The following is a 17,191-nucleotide window of genomic DNA, read 5'->3' as shown; positions in this document are numbered from 1 at the left end:
AATTTTGTTAACAACTCTACGCACTCGACTGTTAATTTGTGCTTAAGTCTTTTTAACTGCTCGGCCCCGGCGGCCGGCGGCATGCCTTCCACTGCTATGAAAGTAAACATCGCCGATCCACTACAAACGCCTGCTACTCTTTGGCAAAAAGCGTTGGATCAGTCGGCCAGTGGCATTTTAGTAGCCCAGGCCATCCGTAACAAGGATGGCGATATTGAAACATTTACCATTCAACTGGCCAATCGACAGGCCGAAAAAACGCTCAGACTCAAGCGGGAGAGCATGCTGGGGCATACAGTTGCGGAGCTCCTGCCGCAGACGCTGGCTCCTCTCTGGAGTAAAGTTGCCGACGTAGTTGAAAGCGGAGAAAGTCAGCACAGCGATTTTTATTACCAAACGTCGTATACCAGGCAAGAACTGTGGTTTGACCTTTGCATCGAACCGCTGGGCGATGGGCAGTGCGCCGTACTTTCGTTTACCGACATTACCGCGTTAAAAAACGCATCACAGACGCTGCTGGGTGAATCGATCTTGTTTAAAACTCTGTCGTCCAGCGTACCGGGCATGAGCGTGGTCGTTGTTAACTATTTTCAAAAAGTCCTTTTTGCCAATGGTAATCTGCCGGGACTGTTCAAAAGCAGCAACGCCGATGAACTGATCGGCCAGCGCATTACCGACACCATCTTACCCAACTATCAGGACGATTGGAAACGATACATCAGCACGGCGTTGATGGGTGAGCAGCACTCGTTCAGCGATCATTGGGGTGGCTGGCGGTGTGAATGCTACGTGGGGCCGGTACGCAATGAACGAGGCAATATTGTCATGGGTATCTGCGTCTACCGGGATATATCGGAACAGTTCCGCCAGCAGCAGACGCTGCAACGAATGAACCATGATCTAAAGCAATCGAACCACAGCCTGGAACAATTTGCTTACGTTGCCAGCCACGATTTGCAGGAACCGCTCCGAAAAATCAAATCGTTCGGCGATATACTAGGTGAACGGTATACGAAGCAGCTCGATGAAACCGGCGTTGATATAGTCCACCGGATGCAGTCAGCCGCCGACCGGATGAACGATCTTATCAAGAGCCTGCTCTCTTACGCGCGTATTACAACGCCCAGTGGTCTGGCCAAGTTTCAGAAACAAGAGTTGATTAATGTCAGCGAACTGCTGAGCGGCATTCAGAATGACCTGGAAATTGCCATACAAGAACGAGGAGCGGTGATTAAATCGGACCCAAATCTGCCGATGGTGCCGGGCGATGAAACGCAGCTACGACAGCTATTCCAAAATCTACTGACGAACGCCATAAAGTTTGTGCGGCCTACCCAACGCCCCGAGGTAAGTATCACTGGCCAACTTGTTCGCGGTGGCGATGTGCCTGAATTTCCCGGTGTCGATCACCTTCAGGAGTATGCCCTGTTCAGTATTGAGGACAACGGTATTGGGATTGACCCCGAAAACTTCGAAATGATTTTTGGCTTATTTACCCGACTGCACGGGCGACAGCAGTTCACTGGTTCGGGGATTGGTCTGGCGACCTGCAAGCGGGTAGCGGAAAATCATGGCGGTACGATTACGCTGGAAAGCAAAGTCAATTACGGCACTACCTTTCATGTCTACCTGCCGCTGCATACAACGGCTTAGAAGATACAATGATGTTCATGGTTCACGAAAGAAACCCGTGAACCATGAACGTACTGCGTACTAGCTGGCAAAATTCTTTCCGATTTTATTCCAGTCAAATACATTCCAGACTGCCGTGACGTACTCAGGCCGCCGGTTCTGGTACTTGAGGTAGTAGGCATGCTCCCAAACATCGAGTCCCATGATGGGCGTACCTTTTTTCTCGGCTATACCCATCAGTGGGTTATCCTGATTGGGGGTTGACGTGATTTCAATGTCGTTTCCGTTTTTGATAAGCCACACCCAACCAGAACCAAAACGTCCCGCAGCAGCCTTCGCCCACTCCGTTTTGAAGTTATCGAACGAGTTGAATTTTTTGTTGATCGCATCGGCTAGCGCGCCTTTCGGTGCACCACCTCCGTTCGGACCGAGGATGTTCCAGAAGAACGTGTGATTCCAGTGTCCACCAGCGTTGTTACGCACGGCAGCGGGTGTACTGCTGGCTATGCTTTTCACCAGAGCCTCGATATCCATCTTCGCCATATCGGTTCCGGCTACGGCTTTGTTTAGATTGTCCACATACGCTTTGTGGTGCTTATCGTGGTGGATCTCCATCGTGGTTTTGTCGATGTGCGGTTCCAACGCGCCCGCGTCAAACGGCAGAGGAGCCAGCTTGAACGGACCTTCGGCCTGAGCAAAGCCAAAAGAAGGGAAAGCAACTAAACCGGCCGAAGCACCAAAGGCCAATTTCAAAAACTCGGAGCGATTCATGCGAATGTTGGTTTATAAAAGTATAACTAACGTTTATCGTACAACTCATCCTTCGGAAGGATGTTCAGTGAATGGGTTGCGAACGCAAAGAAAGGCATATTTCCGCGAAAATCGGGGTTATATGACGGCGCGGGGCCAGATAGCCTAGAATTGCCGCTCCAACGTTATTGGGCTGCTCATCGCTAGGTTAGTGACGTACGATTAACAAAAAAGGCACTGCTTGCAGTGCCTTTTTTGTTAATCGTAAGCGATACGGCTTAAAATACTTCGTCCTAACGTAACCTCATCGGCGTACTCAAGATCACCGCCGATAGGCACCCCTCGGGCAATGGTCGAGATCTTAAGGTTGAACGGCCGGAGCTTTTTCTGTAGGTAAAACGCCGTTGTATCACCTTCCATGGTTGGGCTGATAGCCAGAATGATTTCCCGAACCTGTTCGCCTTCCGTACCCCGCAATCGTGCGATAAGCGAATCGATCTGTAAATCACTCGGGCCGATCCCTTCGACGGGTGAAATAATCCCTCCCAGCACGTGATAAAGCCCTTTGTACTGAGCCGTGTTCTCGATGGCCAGCACGTCGCGCGTGTCTTCAACAACGCAGATCAGCGATTGATCCCGTTTGTTGCTGGCGCAAATCGTGCACAGCTCGTGGTCCGACAGATTATGACACTTGCGGCAGTATTTGACCTGCGTGCGCATCGTTGTCAGACTTTGCGCCAACGTTTCGGTTTGTTCTTCGTCCCGTTTGAGTAAGTGGAGCACTAACCGGAGGGCGGTTTTTTTACCGATACCCGGCAGTTTCGCTACCTCATTTACTGCGTCTTCTATAAGTTTGGATGGATACTCCAAGAGGTTAGTGTTGAGTTAAAAGCCAATAAGGGCAATTACCTTATTGACTCATCATTCTTGACTAGTTTACAACTTCGGCCGAAATGCCTCGGCGGCAGATTTCGTTGCGCATCGGCACAAGCTCTTCCCACGAACCATTTTTAACGGCACATTTCCCTTTGTAGTGAATTAACAGGGTGCACTGCTCAGCCTGTTCGGGCGTGTGATGACAAACGTCGATCAGCGTATCAATCACGTGATCAAACGTGTTTACGTCGTCATTGAAGACTACGAGGCTATGAACGTCTGTTTCAACGACTTCTTCAAGAACGTCCACTTCGGTTTCTTCAAAAGGTTGCATGGGCGAGTAAAAGGTGTTTATTAAGCAAATTTACGGCATAACAGCCGCTTTTAAAAGCTGTTGTCTTGCTTTAAGAGAACCGCTTTTTTGCCAAAAAAGTTGCTTTATACTGCTGAATACAACCGCTAATCTGATGATTTCTTTATCGGTTTCGTGATGGTCATTTCCAGCTTCGCGTTATATTTCCAGAGGCAGCTGTCGGAGCGATTCCTGTATCTTGCTAACCGATATATCGGGCGTTATTTTTGATTGCTTTACGGAAAGAGTAATTCAGCTCACCGGTAAAAAGCGCGGGGCTAATTAGCGCTGATCCATTGGTATTCAGACCCTGAGTTCATCCCGAGGACTTGTTTAACTTCGATACACCAAAGCAGAACGGTTTCGGTATGTTCCACTAATCTGAGTAGCTCCAACGGAACATTCGCGGCTTTATCATCCGCACTAACTTCCTTTGTCAGGCGTATCAACCCATCGTCAATCTTCGTCCTTAGCTTGATTAGATCGACTACGGCCGTCTTCCCCTTCTCTTCGCGTGAATTTTCGGAGCCGTAGGGATTACTTTGCCCGTCAATAGCCGTATCAAGCAGGTTGTACCATTGCTGAAGTTGCTTCATTGCTTCAACCCAGTCTGCGATGATAGATGCATACTGCTGTTCAGTAAAGGTATCCGAGTATTTATTACTACGATCAGGCATAAATCACGCGTTAGTGGGCAGATAGAAAGCGCCAGTTTTAACCGATTAGAAGGTGTTTTTTCGAGAACACGATCAGATAATCACGAATTAATTCAATAATTAATTGAATTAATTACTAATAAATAGTTGTACCTTCTGCCACTTCGATTAAAACGTAAGTTAGGTAAATTATCGCTATTTTCGACGAATCTACGATACGCTTTTTCGATTGAAGCAGTCAATTGTGTTTTACAACAAAATCATGCATTGGCAACCGAATTTCGTTGCGAACGAGATAATTACCGCAGGGTGCGAATCTACACTACCGGTAGTGGCTTTCAAACGATGATTGAGTAAAAGGTATACGTCCACAAGCCATAACGAATGGTTTACCAAACGTCATTACCGGCCCCTTTGGCTTATATCCGGCTGGTTTTTTGATCCGTCGTATTCGTGATCGGCAATCCGCTTATCGGGCATTGATAGTTATCAACCAAGCACTAGGCAGACAAGCCGTTTGGGCTCTATTTTTGCCACTATGCATATCGAACACCTGGCTATCTGGGTTCGCGATCTTGAGCAGATGCGGACATTTTATCAGACTTACTTTAGCGCAATCGCTAACCAGAAATACACCAATCACCAGAAGGGCTTTTCGTCCTATTTTCTACGTTTCGACGGCGGCTCACGCCTGGAACTCATGCACATGCCTACCATTCCGGACAGCCCGCATGACTCTCTACAACAGTTTATCGGTCTTACTCATTTTGCGGTGTCGGTTGGCAGCCGGGACGCTGTTGATGCGCTGACGGAACGGCTCCGGGCGGATGGCTACCTCATCGCGGGCGAACCACGACAAACGGGCGATGGCTATTACGAAAGCGTTGTGCTAGACCCTGAACAGAACCGGATCGAAATCACCGCTTAAGTTTATTTTAATGCGGCCCTTGCTCCGAAAGGCGTAAACGAACCACTGAAACCGCCCGACTAACGCGATTTGCTGATTTTGTTCTCTAGCAGGAACACACCATTTTTATTGGCAATAACGATATCCGGCTTTTTGTCGCCGTTCATATCCCGCACCACGATGTTAAGACCCGCCCCAGAATCGGTGTCGATGATGTGCTCTTTGTAATACGGCTCCCTGCCGGGCGTAAATTCAAACCACATCAGAATGGGGGCGTCACCATCGCCGGGATCGTGGCCGTTATGCGCCAAGTATCGCTTTCCGGTGATGTAATCGGCACGGCCATCGCCGTTCAGATCGGCCATAATGGACGCGTGCGTTTGCGCCGTCGTATTGCTCATCAAATGGGTTTTAAAGTCGACTTTACCCTGTTCGTCGGCAACCTGTTCGTGCCACCAGACACCCAGGGCATGAGCCGAAGCGCTTACCACGTCGTTTTTTCCGTCGCCGTTTACATCCAGCACCTGCATGTGCGAGCAAGGTTCGCCCAGGTTGGCCGGATGAAAGACCCAGTTACCCGATGCTTTGTCGGCGGTTCCTTCGTACCAGCCTTCGCGAACCACGACATCGTTGAAACCGTCTTTATTCACATCGCCATAACCAATGCCGTGCGAAAAGATTTCGGTGCCGGGCACATTCTCCTTGCTCAGGGCAAAGCGTTTCCATTCGGTCTCACCGGGTTTGGACGGCGACTTTAGCCAGACAATCTGTTTCTTCTTCGTATCCCCGCACAAAATATCGAGTCGGCCATCGCCATCGATGTCGATAAAACCTGGCGACTCGTTGGCGATGCCCACCGAATCAGCCAGGACATGTTTTTTCCATTCGCCCGACTGGTTGTTTTTAGGGTTTTCAAACCAGAAGCCCGGCTTTCCGGGAAAACCTACCACTACGACATCGTCCCAACCATCCTGATTGACGTCCATACCCAGGTTCAGGAACGAGTTGCTGTACTCCTTGCGCGGATCGAACGCACGGGACGGAGCGAGCTCATGGCGCGTCCAGTTGGGCGCTTCGAACCAGTAATAACCAGCCACGATGTCTGGTTTTCCATCGTTGTTCAGATCAGCGACGGCTACCCCTTCGGAAATAAAATCGCGCGTAAGCTCCGTTTTCCTGAAGTCGCCGGATGGCGTGACCGATTTCGTTGCCCGATTGGTACTGCTGGTGTTTGTGGCCTGTTGCTGGCGTACGTTAAACAACGTTTTATCCTGGCTATAGGCGTTTGTCATCCAGCAGAGAAGCAAGACTCCGCCCAACACCCACCGGCTGTTCTGATCTGTTTTCACGTTCATGACATCCCGATTCGTTTGTTAAAAAAACCTAGTTCCGCCCATCGCTACTCTTCCAATGCTTTCGCGATCAGCACCTGAATCTCGTGATTTTTGGGCGAGTGCTCCCGCTTCCCGACTCGGTCCTGCAATTCTTTCAGCAACTTTTTAGACTCCTCCGTACCGATAGCGCCAATCCGCTGCACGGTGTACGGCAAATGCTTCGGCATTGTTGATTTCTGAGCCAGTTCCAACGCCCGTTTCATATCCACAGCGGCCAGCGGTTCAGCGGCATACCACAGCATCAGCGGCAAATTATGATCGTCTTTATCGGACGCTTTCTGAACAAGCGCGTCCAGTACATCCCACCGCTGATTCGGTTCCAGTCGCAGCATGGCCGATGTCAGGTACAACCGGACCAGCGACGAATTGTCCTGTCTGGCTATCGCGGCAAACTGCTTCAGCGCTTCGGGGGAAACGGTTTTGTCTTCGGCCAATAGCTGTATCGCCCAGCTTCGGATGTATTCGTTGTCGTTCGCCAGTAAATCGATCAGCTCTTTTTCGGTAAGTCCGCCGGTCACGTGCAACGCCCAGAGCGCCCGAAGTTTGCGGGTCGGATCGGTATTTTTTGCCAGAATCTCTTTCAGGGCTTTATGCACTTTTTTGTTTGGGCCGCGTTCCTGCAAAATCGTCCGGGCCTGGCGCACGTACCAGTCGTTGCCGTTGAGTTGATAGTTGACCAGTTCCTTATCCGATGCCTTCGTCAGATCGACCTGTACCCATTTGTCGTTGTCGTGGGTAATCTTAAAAATTCGCCCCATCGTTTTGTTGTGCACATCGGGGTTTGGGCTATGGCACTGATTTTTGTCGTACCAGTCGATGGCCCACACCGAGCCGCTGGGGTCGTATTTCATGTTCAGCCACTGCGACCACGAATCGTTCATGGTCAGAAAATCCGGCTTGTGGGTAACGATATAGCCCGATCCCGCCCGAACCGGATGGTCCTGATTGAGCTTAGCCCCGTTAATATTGTTCATAAATATATCGTTGCGGTATTCCTGTGGCCAGCTATTGCCCAGGTAGATCATTGCCCCCGCGTGAGCGTGCCCCCCTCCCGCCGAAGCCGACCGGAAGTTTCCCGCGTGTGGTCCTCGTTCGCCCACCCAATGCACATGATCGGCGTGGGTTTTGATATCGTCGTACGTATACAGATTAAAATGCTTGCCCGCCTGTCGTTGGTAGCGCCCACCCTGAATCATGTGGTACATGTGCGGAATGACACAAGCGGTGATAAAGGCATGACCGTACTCGTTAAAATCGAGTCCCCACGGATTGCTGGTTCCTTCGGCAAACAACTCAAACTGGTGCGAGATTGGATGGTAGCGCCAGACGCCCGCGTTCAGCTTCGTCCGTTCCGAATCTGGTGCACCCGGCTTCCCAACGTTCGAATGCGTAAATACCCCGTGCGTACCGTAGAGCCAGCCATCGGGGCCCCAGCGCAGGCTGTTCAGCGTTTCGTGCGTGTCTTCCAGTCCCCAGCCATCGAGCAGTTTCTGAGGTGGTCCGGCGGGTTTATCGTTCTTGAAATCTGCCGGGATAAACAGCAGGTAGGGAGCGGCTCCCACCCATACGCCCCCCATGCCCACCTCCATACCACTAACCAGGTTTAGCCCGTCGATAAAGATTTTTTTCTTGTCCAACGTTCCATCACCGTCTGTATCTTCAAAAATCAGAATACGGTCCCGGCCCTGCCCTTCCGGTGCACGAACGGGGTACGTATGGCTTTCGACCACCCACAATCGACCGCGTGCGTCAACGGTGAAACAAATGGGTTTAACCAGTTCCGGTTCGGCGGCTGCCAGGGTAATTGTGAACCCTTTCGGCAGGGTCATGACTTTGGCCGCTTCGGTACCCGAAAGACCAGCGTGCAAGACAGGATCGAGGGGCGGCATAATAATGATATCTTTCTGTTTCAGCTCATTCGGAAAGGTAGGCCGAGTGGGATAAAACTGAAAGTTATCAAAGTTGATGTGCGCCCACTTGTCGTGCGGAATGTACGGGATCTGCGAAATACCGGTTTCATTATCGATGATCCGAATGTAAATGTCTTTGTTCAGGTACGGTTGCAGATCGACAACAACCGGCTGAAGCGTGGCCCGGCCTTGTCCGGTGCTGTGAAAAAGCACGGTATTCGTTCCGGCCTGCACCAGTTCGACGCGCGTATCCTGCAACGCCCCGCCCGACACCATGAAGGCGGCAAAGGGCTGTGTTACGGTAAATGGGACAGAGGTCAATGTACCGGTCCGTTTGGCGTTGGCTGTCCCACCACTGCTTAAGAAGTAATTGCCCGCATAACCGATATGCATGTCTTTTTCGTGAACCGGTGATGGGTCGTCCTGGGCAAAAACGGGGCTAGCAAACGCATCGCCCGTGGCGGTCCAGTCCTGTAGGGTACCCGTTTCGAAATTCAGGTTCAGCGGCTGACCGTTTTTCACCGGCACCTGTCCGGCAATAGTCGCATCGGCGATAGTGCCCTCCACCACCTCAAAGCTCCCAACCATACCAGCAGCCCGGTGTCCCGGAACCGTACAAAAGTAGGTGTCACTTTTGTCGGCGGTGAAAGTTATGCTGGTGCTCTTACCTTTATCCTGAAGGGTTTTACTTTTCAAGCCCAGTTTTTCCAGCGCAATATCGTGCGTCATAACCTCCCCGTTGGTGATCGTAATGCGGACGCGGTCGCCCTTGTTCGCTTTCAACGTCGGATTGCGAGCACCATTTTTGGCGAAGAATCCCAGCATCGTTGCTTCCAGCGCATACTCGCGGTTAATCGCCGTGGTATCCTGAACCGGTTTTGGTTCAGGAGCCTGCGCTCTACAGACCGTTTTAGGCAATAGCACAAAGCCCGAAAGCAGCGTAACGATTAGGTAAAGTATAGGCATGGGATTAAAGGAATAGGTTATCGGAATCGTTTCGACGCGACTGCTCTTTACCTAGGTTATGAAAAGTCTCAAAGCTCAGCGATAGTCAAGTCCCGGAATTCGACCTGGGCAACTCCTCCGCTGTGAATCTGCACGGCGATTATGCCTTTCTGCGGAATGTTGCTGTCCTGCTCGATGTAGTCGCAGGTTTTAACGCCGTTGATGTATAGCTCATGGTGGTTTCCCTTGCAGCGAATGATGTAGCTGTTCCAGCCCTCTTCGTTCAACATACGTTTGAGGGTACGCAGATCACCACTGACCAGTTTTTCGCGCCGGTGTTCGTCGTACAGATCACCCCAGAACCCATTGCCGATGTCAGCCTGATAGCCGATAATTTTATCGCCTTCAATAACCGAGCGATACTGAATGCCGCTGTTGATCATACCCGTTGCCGGATTGCCCGACAACCGAAACAGGCAACGAAATTCAAAGTCGCCGTACTCTTTCAGGGTGTGCAGATACGTATTCTCCGGAATCTTATTGATGCCATCCCCGCTTCGGATAACACTGTCTTTGACAAACCACAGCGCAGCATGAGCCGGATTGACAGTTTTCCAACCGGTCAGGGTTTTTCCGTCAAACAGTGACGCTGTCTTTCCGGGCGATTGACCAAAAACCGCCGATCCGTTCAGGAAGATAGCCAGTACGACGACTGGCAAAATCAGCAATTGGCTCGATTGAATCAGCCCACGTAAACAATGATGTTGGTTTACTGTCATCCCCGTAGCGTTTTGGCCATTGTCCAATTTATTTACAGGCATAAAGCATCCAAAAGCCTCTCTACTACTCATTTAGCGCGCGCCGGGGTTCCTCTCCATTCGTTATGAACTGTGAACGTTACCCGCTAACTTTTTTTTATGAAAGCAGTCGCTATCCATTACCTAGTTGATTGATGCCCACCAGTGTGATGATATCCTGACAAAAAAGCACTGGTTAGTGCTTTACGTGTAGCCTATCAAAAATATAATGCCAGACTATAGCCTTATAGTAACCTAAATGCCTATTTATTATTGGCAATGAAATAATATTAACTACTATACTAAATAATAGATCTATTTTTAACTTTTTGTCTATTATTGAAAACTAATTAGTCTACTTTTGCGAAAATGGATTAATTATTGCACAGAACTAGTTATACGTTTCATATCACTCAACACGCTATGTTTTCAACACTACACAAGCAGTCTTTCACCGAAAAATTCTTTGATCAGCTTCTATCAAGCTTACATGCTGATTGTACACAATTAGTTGCAATTAAATAAGCCGTACATGGCGATTACTAGCTACTCTTTATCTACTATTGCACAAATCGTTAAAACCAGTCCACTTTTACATGAAAAACAATTACGGATTAGTAGCCAGCCAGCCATGGCTGGTTTACGTATGGCTATTGTGTTTCGCCTTGCCAGCCAGTGTCTTTTCCCAGTCCACCCTAACCCTGCTGCCGCCTTCCTACAACTGTACAACCGGCGCAATCACGTTTAACAAAAGTGGCGGAGACGGTTCACCCATTGTTTATTCTGCATCGGGCATCACCCGTTCATCATCGAGCGATAGCGTGGGTGTCGTTGAGCAGAACCTGCGGAATGACCCTAAACCCATTCTAATCCAGGCTACGCAGCGCGGCTATACAGCGAGCTACACGTTCGACTTAAAGGCTTTTTGTAGCGCCCCGCCCACTGGCGATCCGCTTAAACTAATCGCGCCTACCTTTAGCTGCTTCACGGTTGGGGCTGTCGCCAAGTTCAATACTACCGGTGGCGACGGCTCACCAATCACGTATTCCTTATCGGATCTGGCACTTACGTCTCCTACCAGCAACACGGTTAACATACAATGCATCGATCCCGAAAAAGCGGTAACGATTCAGGCGATGCAGAGCGGCTACACCACCAACTATTCGTTCGTTCTGAAAGACGTGTGCCGATTCACATACATTGGTAAACCAATGACCATCAATACCATCCCGGACCTGACCTTGTCGCCGGGCCAAACCCTGAACGCGTACGATATCAGTAAGTACTTTCAGGATCCTAATTTCGCGTACATCAACCGCTACGAACGCTCGGTTATCTATTCGTTCTCCGCGCAGGGCTTACCAGAGGGAATGACCTATTCGACGGAAGGTACATCGCAGGGGGGAGTAACTTGGGGCCTGGTCGCCAAGTTTCGGGGCAAGGCTCCGGCCAAAGCGGGTGTGTATCCGGTAACCATTACGGCCAGCAACGGCTACTGCGGTCCGGTAAGCGCAACCTTTAACCTGATCGTTTCCGACCAGACAAACACGACAGGGCTAGCCATTCTGCCTCCTTTTTATAATTGTCAGTCTGGACTGATCCAATTCTACACCAACGGTGGCGACGGCTCACCGATCACCTACACCGTACCCGGCGTAACACGCACCGATGTTACCAGCACGGTCGGTATTGTTGAACAGGAGTTACGGAATGACCCAAAGCCAATTATTATACAAGCAACGCAAAGTGGTTATACCGTTCGATATACGTTTGATTTTGCGGCCTTCTGCAACAACGTACAACCCCCAACGGGAAATACATTAGCCCTCGCCAAACCAACGTACGACTGCGCTACGGGAGCGATTACATTCAACACCACCGGTGGCGACGGCTCGACCATCGAATTTAAAGCTATTGGCATTACGGACTGGTCAACGAACCCGAATCAGTTTGTCGATCGAGAGAGCCGCACAGTGAGCGATGTACAGCCTTTTACGCTCATGGCGCGTCAGAACGGACAGACCGTTACCTACATCTGGGATTTGAAAGCGGCTTGCGGTCGGGCACGTGTCGGTGTAAGTGCAGCCGAATTTGCCGAAGCGTTTTCGCTACAAGTGCTGGGCAATCCGGCGCACGAGCAGGTAGGCGTTCAGATTCGGGGTGCTCAGGGTCAGCCGGTTCAACTGCGGTTGATGGATTTGCAGGGTCGCCTGCTGGAAAGCCGGACCATCGAGCAGCCAGGTACCGTAGAGGAGCAACATTTCCTGCTGACCAACGTAAAACCAGGTTTGTTGCTTCTTCAAGCGGGCACCGCCCAGCAGACGCAAACCGTGAAGGTTATTAAGGAGTAAGCAACCATTACGCCAACAAAAAAAGGGACGGGCTTTATCGAAAGCCCGTCCCTTTTTTATTGCGTAATAAATCTTGTCTTTCGCGCAGCCACGACGATCATAGCGCTTGTCCGATTAGTATGTCCCCGCGTTCAAGGTACTTTCCGACAAAGCATAGGGTCGATTGATGCGGTCCAGCACAACCCGAATGGAATCCTTGTTTTCGTCTATCCCCGTCAGCACCACATGTGATCCGTCTGTCGTTTGGTAGTGAAGAATCATACGCTTGCGTTTGCCGTCTTCCTGCCGCGCTTCGGATTGTATACCTTTCGTTCGCCGGGTAGTGCGAGCAATAGCCTCAATTTTAGCGTCTTCGGGACCAATACGGGCCTGGGCCGTGGTTGGTATCCAGTTATCGGTGGGATTGCCTTTAGACCGTGTCTTTTCTTTATTTCGCTTGGGCGATGGGCTGCCTTCTCCTTCACCACCCTCCCCCCGGCGGCCGTCGAAAGAGCGGTATTTGTCCTGCAAGTACAACACGTGATTGACTGAATCAGCATCGTAATAGAATACCCGCTGCCCCCCCGCAACGCCCGTTAGCTCGAAGGTTCGGTTAATGTCGCGCATGGGTGAGCCACCCCCGTTCGATAGATCAAGCGGGACTGCACGGTTCACCTTAAACGTCAGCGTCGACCAGTTTTCGAACGTAGCTTGCTGCCAACGAATCGAATCCAGCGGTGTGTACGGAATTACTTTGTTATTAACCCGAAACTCACTCACCTGATAATTTCCCCGCAATTCCCGAACGCCTTTCTGAGCGGGTTGCTTGTACGGATCGTAGCGAAAATTAAGGTACTGAATCCAGAATAACAGCACCAGAAAAATACCAATCGTCGCGCTTTTCAGACCGATACGTGCCACCTGCTGCCAGCCCCTGAACGTTGGGTAGAAATGAACCGGAACTGTAAGTCGCTCACGAATCAGCAGGTTGTACAAATCCCGAACGTAATACACCAGTAAAAATCCCGCCAATAGCACAAAATACGAACTGTAGCCGTGTACACCTCCATCATAAGCCAGGTTGACGTAAACGATATCGGCCAGCGCCCCAAACAGCAGAACGGCGCCCCAGAACGTGGTAGCCCGAAAAAATAGCAGAGCCCCCGCCAGCACTTCGACAACGCCCGCAAACACTTCGTACCAGGGAACAATACCGATGGACAACCAGTAAATCTTCTGCGCCGTCAGATCACCGAAATTTGTGTTCAGCAGACCCAGCGACGGATACGGCAGTTGGGTGGGCATGAGTTTGGTAAAGCCAAAGCCAATAATGCCAATACCCGCCCGGTAGCGCACCACCACCCGCAGCCAGTAGTAAAGCAGGTTATAATTCCTCGGCTCGGTTTTTCGCCACCGCACGACAGCCGTCCAAACCAGCCCAAGTCCAGCCGCGACAAGTAGAATAAATACCCATTCGCCGTAACCCATCCAGGCAGGCCACCATTTCGCCCGACCAAGAATATTAGGCTGAAAACGCGCAACGTCGTATAAATCACGGTAATGCAGGTGCAGCCAGTCGAGCGAGAAGACATTTTTATACCAGGAAGCACCCGTTGGCAGCGAGATCGCGATAAAAAAAAGGAAGGCGATGCGGAAGCTGATCTTCTGACCAGTTGTCCAGTTCTGGTGCCGGTTCGACTTTTCGGTTGGCAGGGGCTTTGATTGAGCCCGTGCGTTGGCCGTATCAAATGCGCGGTTAACCGGATTGGCTTCGGCTAATTCTTCGGGGGAAACCAGCCCTAAGTCCAGCCGTTCGGGGTTGATATTCGGGAATGCCATTGTTCAGCGTAGGTTAGAGTTTGAGCGTTCCCCGGCGACCTGCTTTGGCCGCTTCATTGAGGAGGTACTTTTTGTCTAGTCGATTCAGCACCGCATACACCGAATCCCGGTTCTCATTCCGTCCGGATAAGACAATCCCGGTTGCCCCCAACCGCTCGTAATGAAGCGTCAGCGTTTCGTTCGGATAGTTCGGGTTCCGGTTTTTCAGGGTTAGCACATGCTGTACGGAATCTACCTGATAGCTGTAATAATGTCGGCTAGCCGATCCTGCCAGCTCGTACGTCCGATCCGCATCAGCCGTGTACATTTGCTCGGTATTATCGGTAACCAGCTTGACAGGCCGGTTCGACCGGATGCTGATGGTATTCCAGGTTTCAAACACAACGTCCTGCCAACGAACCGGATCGGTATTCGCGTACGGAATGGCTTTACCCGCCACGCTGAACTCCGCGACATCATACAGACCCGCAGCCCCGGCTAAACCCGGCGACTGGGGAAACTGGTAAGGTCCCGTTTTGTAGGCCGCGTACGTTTTGTAGCCGTAGACCACAACCGCAAAGAAGATAAACGCACTTTTGAGCGCCAACCGACCGTACCGCTGCCACTGCTCGCTAAAAACGGGCCGAAACCGGTTTGGCAGAGTCGGCTGCTCCAGTGAGACAAGCCGAAACAACCGAATGGCATCGAACGCAAACAGAAAAAGGGCGAACGTTATCAGCAGAAAACTATACACGTATTCACCCCCTTCGTACGCCAGATTGGACACGAAAATATTGCCCAGAAACGGAATGACAACCAACGTACCGATGGCCGTCGTTTTCCGGTTAAGCAACAACAGACCGCCCAGTGTTTCAACTAGCCCCAGAAAGGATTCATACGAAGGAACAATGCCGAGACTCAACGAAAACAACTTCCAGGCGGTAAAATCACCGTAAGGCGTGTTGAGGTTGCTGATGGATGGCAGGGGATCCTGTAGTGGAAACAGTTTAATGAACCCGTAGGCAATAACACCGATAGCCAGTCGATACCGCAGCACAACCCGCAGCCAGTACTGCAAGGCGGTGTAGTCCGTCCGCTTTGTATCGCGAATGGTCCAAATCACGGTTCCAACCGCCGAGATAAGGGCGACAACGGCCCAGTCCGCAAACGTATCGGTCGGCCCGAAAAAGTGGGGGGCGTAATGCGATAATCGAAATAAGTCGCGGTAGTACGAAGCACCCCAATCAATGGTCAACAGATCGTAATAAAACCGTCCGCTGAGGGGTACCGCCTGAATCAGGAAGTAAATAAAGGCAAAGCGGAACGCAAGGACTTCCCCCTTGGTCCAGGTGGGTTGTGAAGTGGATTCTGCTTTAGTCATTGTCTTATTTGGTTAAAAACGTCGGATCGGTATCGGGTTGATCAATAGCCCGGATTCTGCGTGAGTGCCTTGTCCGCCAGGATTTCGCTGTTCGGGATAGGCAGTACGTACTTGCTGGCATCGCTGATACCCAGTACCGTAGCTACCCGTCCCGTACGAACCAGATTGAACCAGCGGTCGGCTTCGAAGGGAAACTCCACCTGCCGCTCGGCTTCAATAGCCAGCAGCAGCGCGTCCTTGGTAGCGACTTGCGAGAGGGGTACGCCGGCCCGGTCGCGAACCGCGTTCAGATCGGCCAGCGCCGTTGTTGTTTTACCCAGTTGGGCGCGGGCTTCGGCGCGAATCAGGTAAAGCTCAGCGATGCGAATGACATAGGCCGGATCAGTACCGAGTGGCGTACGATAATACAGTTTGCCGTACCACAGATTACCTGGAGGAGCGGTTTGCGCGATCAACTCTTTTCGGTTGCCACCAACAGCGGGGTCATTCAGCAACGAAACCAACGTACCATTGGGAGCCCATTCGCGTCGGCCACTGAGTGCAGGAGGTAGCCACCAGTTGTAGTGCCCGTTTTTAAACGAGTTCGTGTAAGCGATTTCAAAAACGGACTCCGAAGTAGCCACCGCATTGTTGGTGTAAAAGGCGCTGTAGGGTTTAGCCAGTTTGTAATTCGCAGCATCGTCGATGAGCTTGCTGGCGTAGGTTTCCGCTTGTTCCCACTCCTGCCGGTACAGATGATACCGCGCCCGCAGCGCCCAGACTGTTTTGCGGGTAATTTTGTTCCGGTTGGTTGTATTGCTCAGCAGGGGTTCTGCCGTTGTCAAGTCCTTGAGTACCTGCGCGTAGGTATCCTCGACACTGCTCCGGGTAATACCGGTATTGTCAGCGGGCGTACGCGTTGGCTTGGTAATCAGCTGAACCCCGCCCCATCCGCGAACGAGGTCGAAATACGATAACGCCCGAATGGCGTAGGCTTCTCCCTGAATCTGGTTTTTCCGATCAGCGGTAAGCTGTGGATCGGTCAGGTTCGGAACGGCTTCAAGCAGGTAATTGGCTTGCAGGATGGTTCGGTAGATAGCGGACCAGGCTGAGCCGACATACCCATTATCGGCGGTCAGTTTGCGGGCGGTAATCTCCTGCGGAGCCGACTGCGATCCGGTCCACTGGATATCCCCCCCCGACAGATACGCGATAGCCGGAAAGTTGGAGCCGTAATACCCATCACTTCCCAGGCGGTTATATAAGCCATTGACGGCTGCTTCGGCGGTACTGGCATTCGTGATGGCCTGCGATTGATCGACCTGCAACTCCGGCTGCACGTCTAAAAAACGCTGGCAACTGGTAAACAGCACGATCAACGCAATGAGCTTGCTACTATGTTTCATAAAAATTATTGCTTTCTACGCAGACTGTCGGATTGAAAAAAGAGGAATTATCGGTAGA

The 17,191-nt window shown here is 51.1% G+C and carries 13 protein-coding genes; 3 read left to right on the top strand and 10 right to left on the bottom strand.

Annotated features, from left to right (window positions below; all coding sequences use genetic code 11):
* The first annotated feature begins 96 nt into the window (after positions 1-96).
* The gene (locus LQ777_RS12265; protein WP_232558218.1) at positions 97-1,653 is read left to right on the top strand and encodes a PAS domain-containing sensor histidine kinase; all 1,557 of its coding nucleotides are present in this window, start codon (positions 97-99) and stop codon (positions 1,651-1,653) included.
* Positions 1,654-1,713: 60 nt separating this feature from the next.
* Here the strand turns inward: LQ777_RS12265 and LQ777_RS12260 are convergent, their stop codons facing one another.
* The 4 genes from LQ777_RS12260 to LQ777_RS12245 form a co-directional block, all read right to left on the bottom strand.
* Positions 1,714-2,403: a superoxide dismutase gene (locus LQ777_RS12260; RefSeq protein ID WP_232558217.1), complete on the bottom strand. Its 690-nt coding sequence runs from the start codon at positions 2,401-2,403 to the stop codon at positions 1,714-1,716.
* 237 nt (positions 2,404-2,640) lie between these two features.
* Positions 2,641-3,252 (bottom strand): recombination mediator RecR, encoded by a 612-nt coding sequence (gene recR / locus LQ777_RS12255; protein WP_232558216.1) that lies wholly within the window; start codon positions 3,250-3,252, stop codon positions 2,641-2,643.
* A gap of 61 nt (positions 3,253-3,313) precedes the next feature.
* Positions 3,314-3,592: an ATP-dependent Clp protease adaptor ClpS gene (locus LQ777_RS12250; protein ID WP_232558215.1), complete on the bottom strand. Its 279-nt coding sequence runs from the start codon at positions 3,590-3,592 to the stop codon at positions 3,314-3,316.
* Between the two features lie 296 nt (positions 3,593-3,888).
* Positions 3,889-4,287, bottom strand: coding sequence for a hypothetical protein (locus LQ777_RS12245; protein ID WP_232558214.1), 399 nt, complete (start codon positions 4,285-4,287; stop codon positions 3,889-3,891).
* Positions 4,288-4,804: 517 nt separating this feature from the next.
* Here LQ777_RS12245 and LQ777_RS12240 point away from each other — a divergent pair.
* A complete protein-coding gene (locus tag LQ777_RS12240; protein ID WP_232558213.1) occupies positions 4,805-5,194 on the top strand; it encodes a VOC family protein in 390 nt (129 codons plus the stop codon).
* 59 nt (positions 5,195-5,253) lie between these two features.
* On the opposite strand, the gene LQ777_RS12235 is transcribed toward LQ777_RS12240, so the two are convergent.
* The 3 genes from LQ777_RS12235 to LQ777_RS12225 all read right to left on the bottom strand — a co-directional run bounded on the left by LQ777_RS12235 (position 5,254) and on the right by LQ777_RS12225 (position 10,201).
* A complete protein-coding gene (locus tag LQ777_RS12235; protein WP_425276948.1) occupies positions 5,254-6,465 on the bottom strand; it encodes an FG-GAP repeat domain-containing protein in 1,212 nt (403 codons plus the stop codon).
* A gap of 107 nt (positions 6,466-6,572) precedes the next feature.
* On the bottom strand, positions 6,573-9,443 hold the full coding sequence (locus LQ777_RS12230) for a PVC-type heme-binding CxxCH protein (protein ID WP_232558211.1): 2,871 nt from the start codon (positions 9,441-9,443) through the stop codon (positions 6,573-6,575).
* Positions 9,444-9,511: 68 nt separating this feature from the next.
* Positions 9,512-10,201: a 3-keto-disaccharide hydrolase gene (locus LQ777_RS12225; RefSeq protein ID WP_232558210.1), complete on the bottom strand. Its 690-nt coding sequence runs from the start codon at positions 10,199-10,201 to the stop codon at positions 9,512-9,514.
* Positions 10,202-10,815: 614 nt separating this feature from the next.
* Here LQ777_RS12225 and LQ777_RS12220 point away from each other — a divergent pair.
* Entirely contained in the window at positions 10,816-12,570 is a 1,755-nt protein-coding gene (locus LQ777_RS12220) for a T9SS type A sorting domain-containing protein (RefSeq protein WP_232558209.1), read from the top strand.
* Positions 12,571-12,684: 114 nt separating this feature from the next.
* Here LQ777_RS12220 and LQ777_RS12215 read toward each other — a convergent pair whose 3' ends face one another.
* Genes LQ777_RS12215 through LQ777_RS12205 form a run of 3 tightly spaced genes read right to left on the bottom strand, consistent with a single transcriptional unit; the run spans position 12,685 to position 17,133 of the window.
* Complete coding sequence (locus tag LQ777_RS12215; RefSeq protein ID WP_232558208.1) at positions 12,685-14,388, bottom strand: hypothetical protein; 1,704 nt, start codon at positions 14,386-14,388, stop codon at positions 12,685-12,687.
* Positions 14,389-14,401: 13 nt separating this feature from the next.
* The gene (locus LQ777_RS12210) at positions 14,402-15,748 is read right to left on the bottom strand and encodes a DoxX family protein (RefSeq protein ID WP_232558207.1); all 1,347 of its coding nucleotides are present in this window, start codon (positions 15,746-15,748) and stop codon (positions 14,402-14,404) included.
* Positions 15,749-15,789: 41 nt separating this feature from the next.
* The gene (locus tag LQ777_RS12205) at positions 15,790-17,133 is read right to left on the bottom strand and encodes a RagB/SusD family nutrient uptake outer membrane protein (protein WP_232558206.1); all 1,344 of its coding nucleotides are present in this window, start codon (positions 17,131-17,133) and stop codon (positions 15,790-15,792) included.
* Positions 17,134-17,191: the final 58 nt, after the last annotated feature.

Source organism: Spirosoma oryzicola, from assembly GCF_021233055.1.
GTDB lineage: Bacteria > Bacteroidota > Bacteroidia > Cytophagales > Spirosomataceae > Spirosoma > Spirosoma oryzicola.
Note: the sequence above shows the minus strand (reverse complement) of the source record. Positions and strands in the feature narration are given on the sequence as shown.

Coding starts and splice junctions, on each gene's coding strand:
- LQ777_RS12250 (WP_232558215.1), bottom strand. CDS start 3,592: ATGCAACCTTTTGAAGAAACCGAAGTGGACGTTCTTGAAGAAGTCGTT.
- LQ777_RS12235 (WP_425276948.1), bottom strand. CDS start 6,465: ATGACAAACGCCTATAGCCAGGATAAAACGTTGTTTAACGTACGCCAG.
- LQ777_RS12210 (WP_232558207.1), bottom strand. CDS start 15,748: ATGACTAAAGCAGAATCCACTTCACAACCCACCTGGACCAAGGGGGAA.
- LQ777_RS12205 (WP_232558206.1), bottom strand. CDS start 17,133: ATGAAACATAGTAGCAAGCTCATTGCGTTGATCGTGCTGTTTACCAGT.
- LQ777_RS12230 (WP_232558211.1), bottom strand. CDS start 9,443: ATGCCTATACTTTACCTAATCGTTACGCTGCTTTCGGGCTTTGTGCTA.
- LQ777_RS12265 (WP_232558218.1), top strand. CDS start 97: ATGAAAGTAAACATCGCCGATCCACTACAAACGCCTGCTACTCTTTGG.
- LQ777_RS12245 (WP_232558214.1), bottom strand. CDS start 4,287: ATGCCTGATCGTAGTAATAAATACTCGGATACCTTTACTGAACAGCAG.
- LQ777_RS12225 (WP_232558210.1), bottom strand. CDS start 10,201: ATGACAGTAAACCAACATCATTGTTTACGTGGGCTGATTCAATCGAGC.
- LQ777_RS12215 (WP_232558208.1), bottom strand. CDS start 14,388: ATGGCATTCCCGAATATCAACCCCGAACGGCTGGACTTAGGGCTGGTT.
- LQ777_RS12220 (WP_232558209.1), top strand. CDS start 10,816: ATGAAAAACAATTACGGATTAGTAGCCAGCCAGCCATGGCTGGTTTAC.
- LQ777_RS12240 (WP_232558213.1), top strand. CDS start 4,805: ATGCATATCGAACACCTGGCTATCTGGGTTCGCGATCTTGAGCAGATG.
- LQ777_RS12260 (WP_232558217.1), bottom strand. CDS start 2,403: ATGAATCGCTCCGAGTTTTTGAAATTGGCCTTTGGTGCTTCGGCCGGT.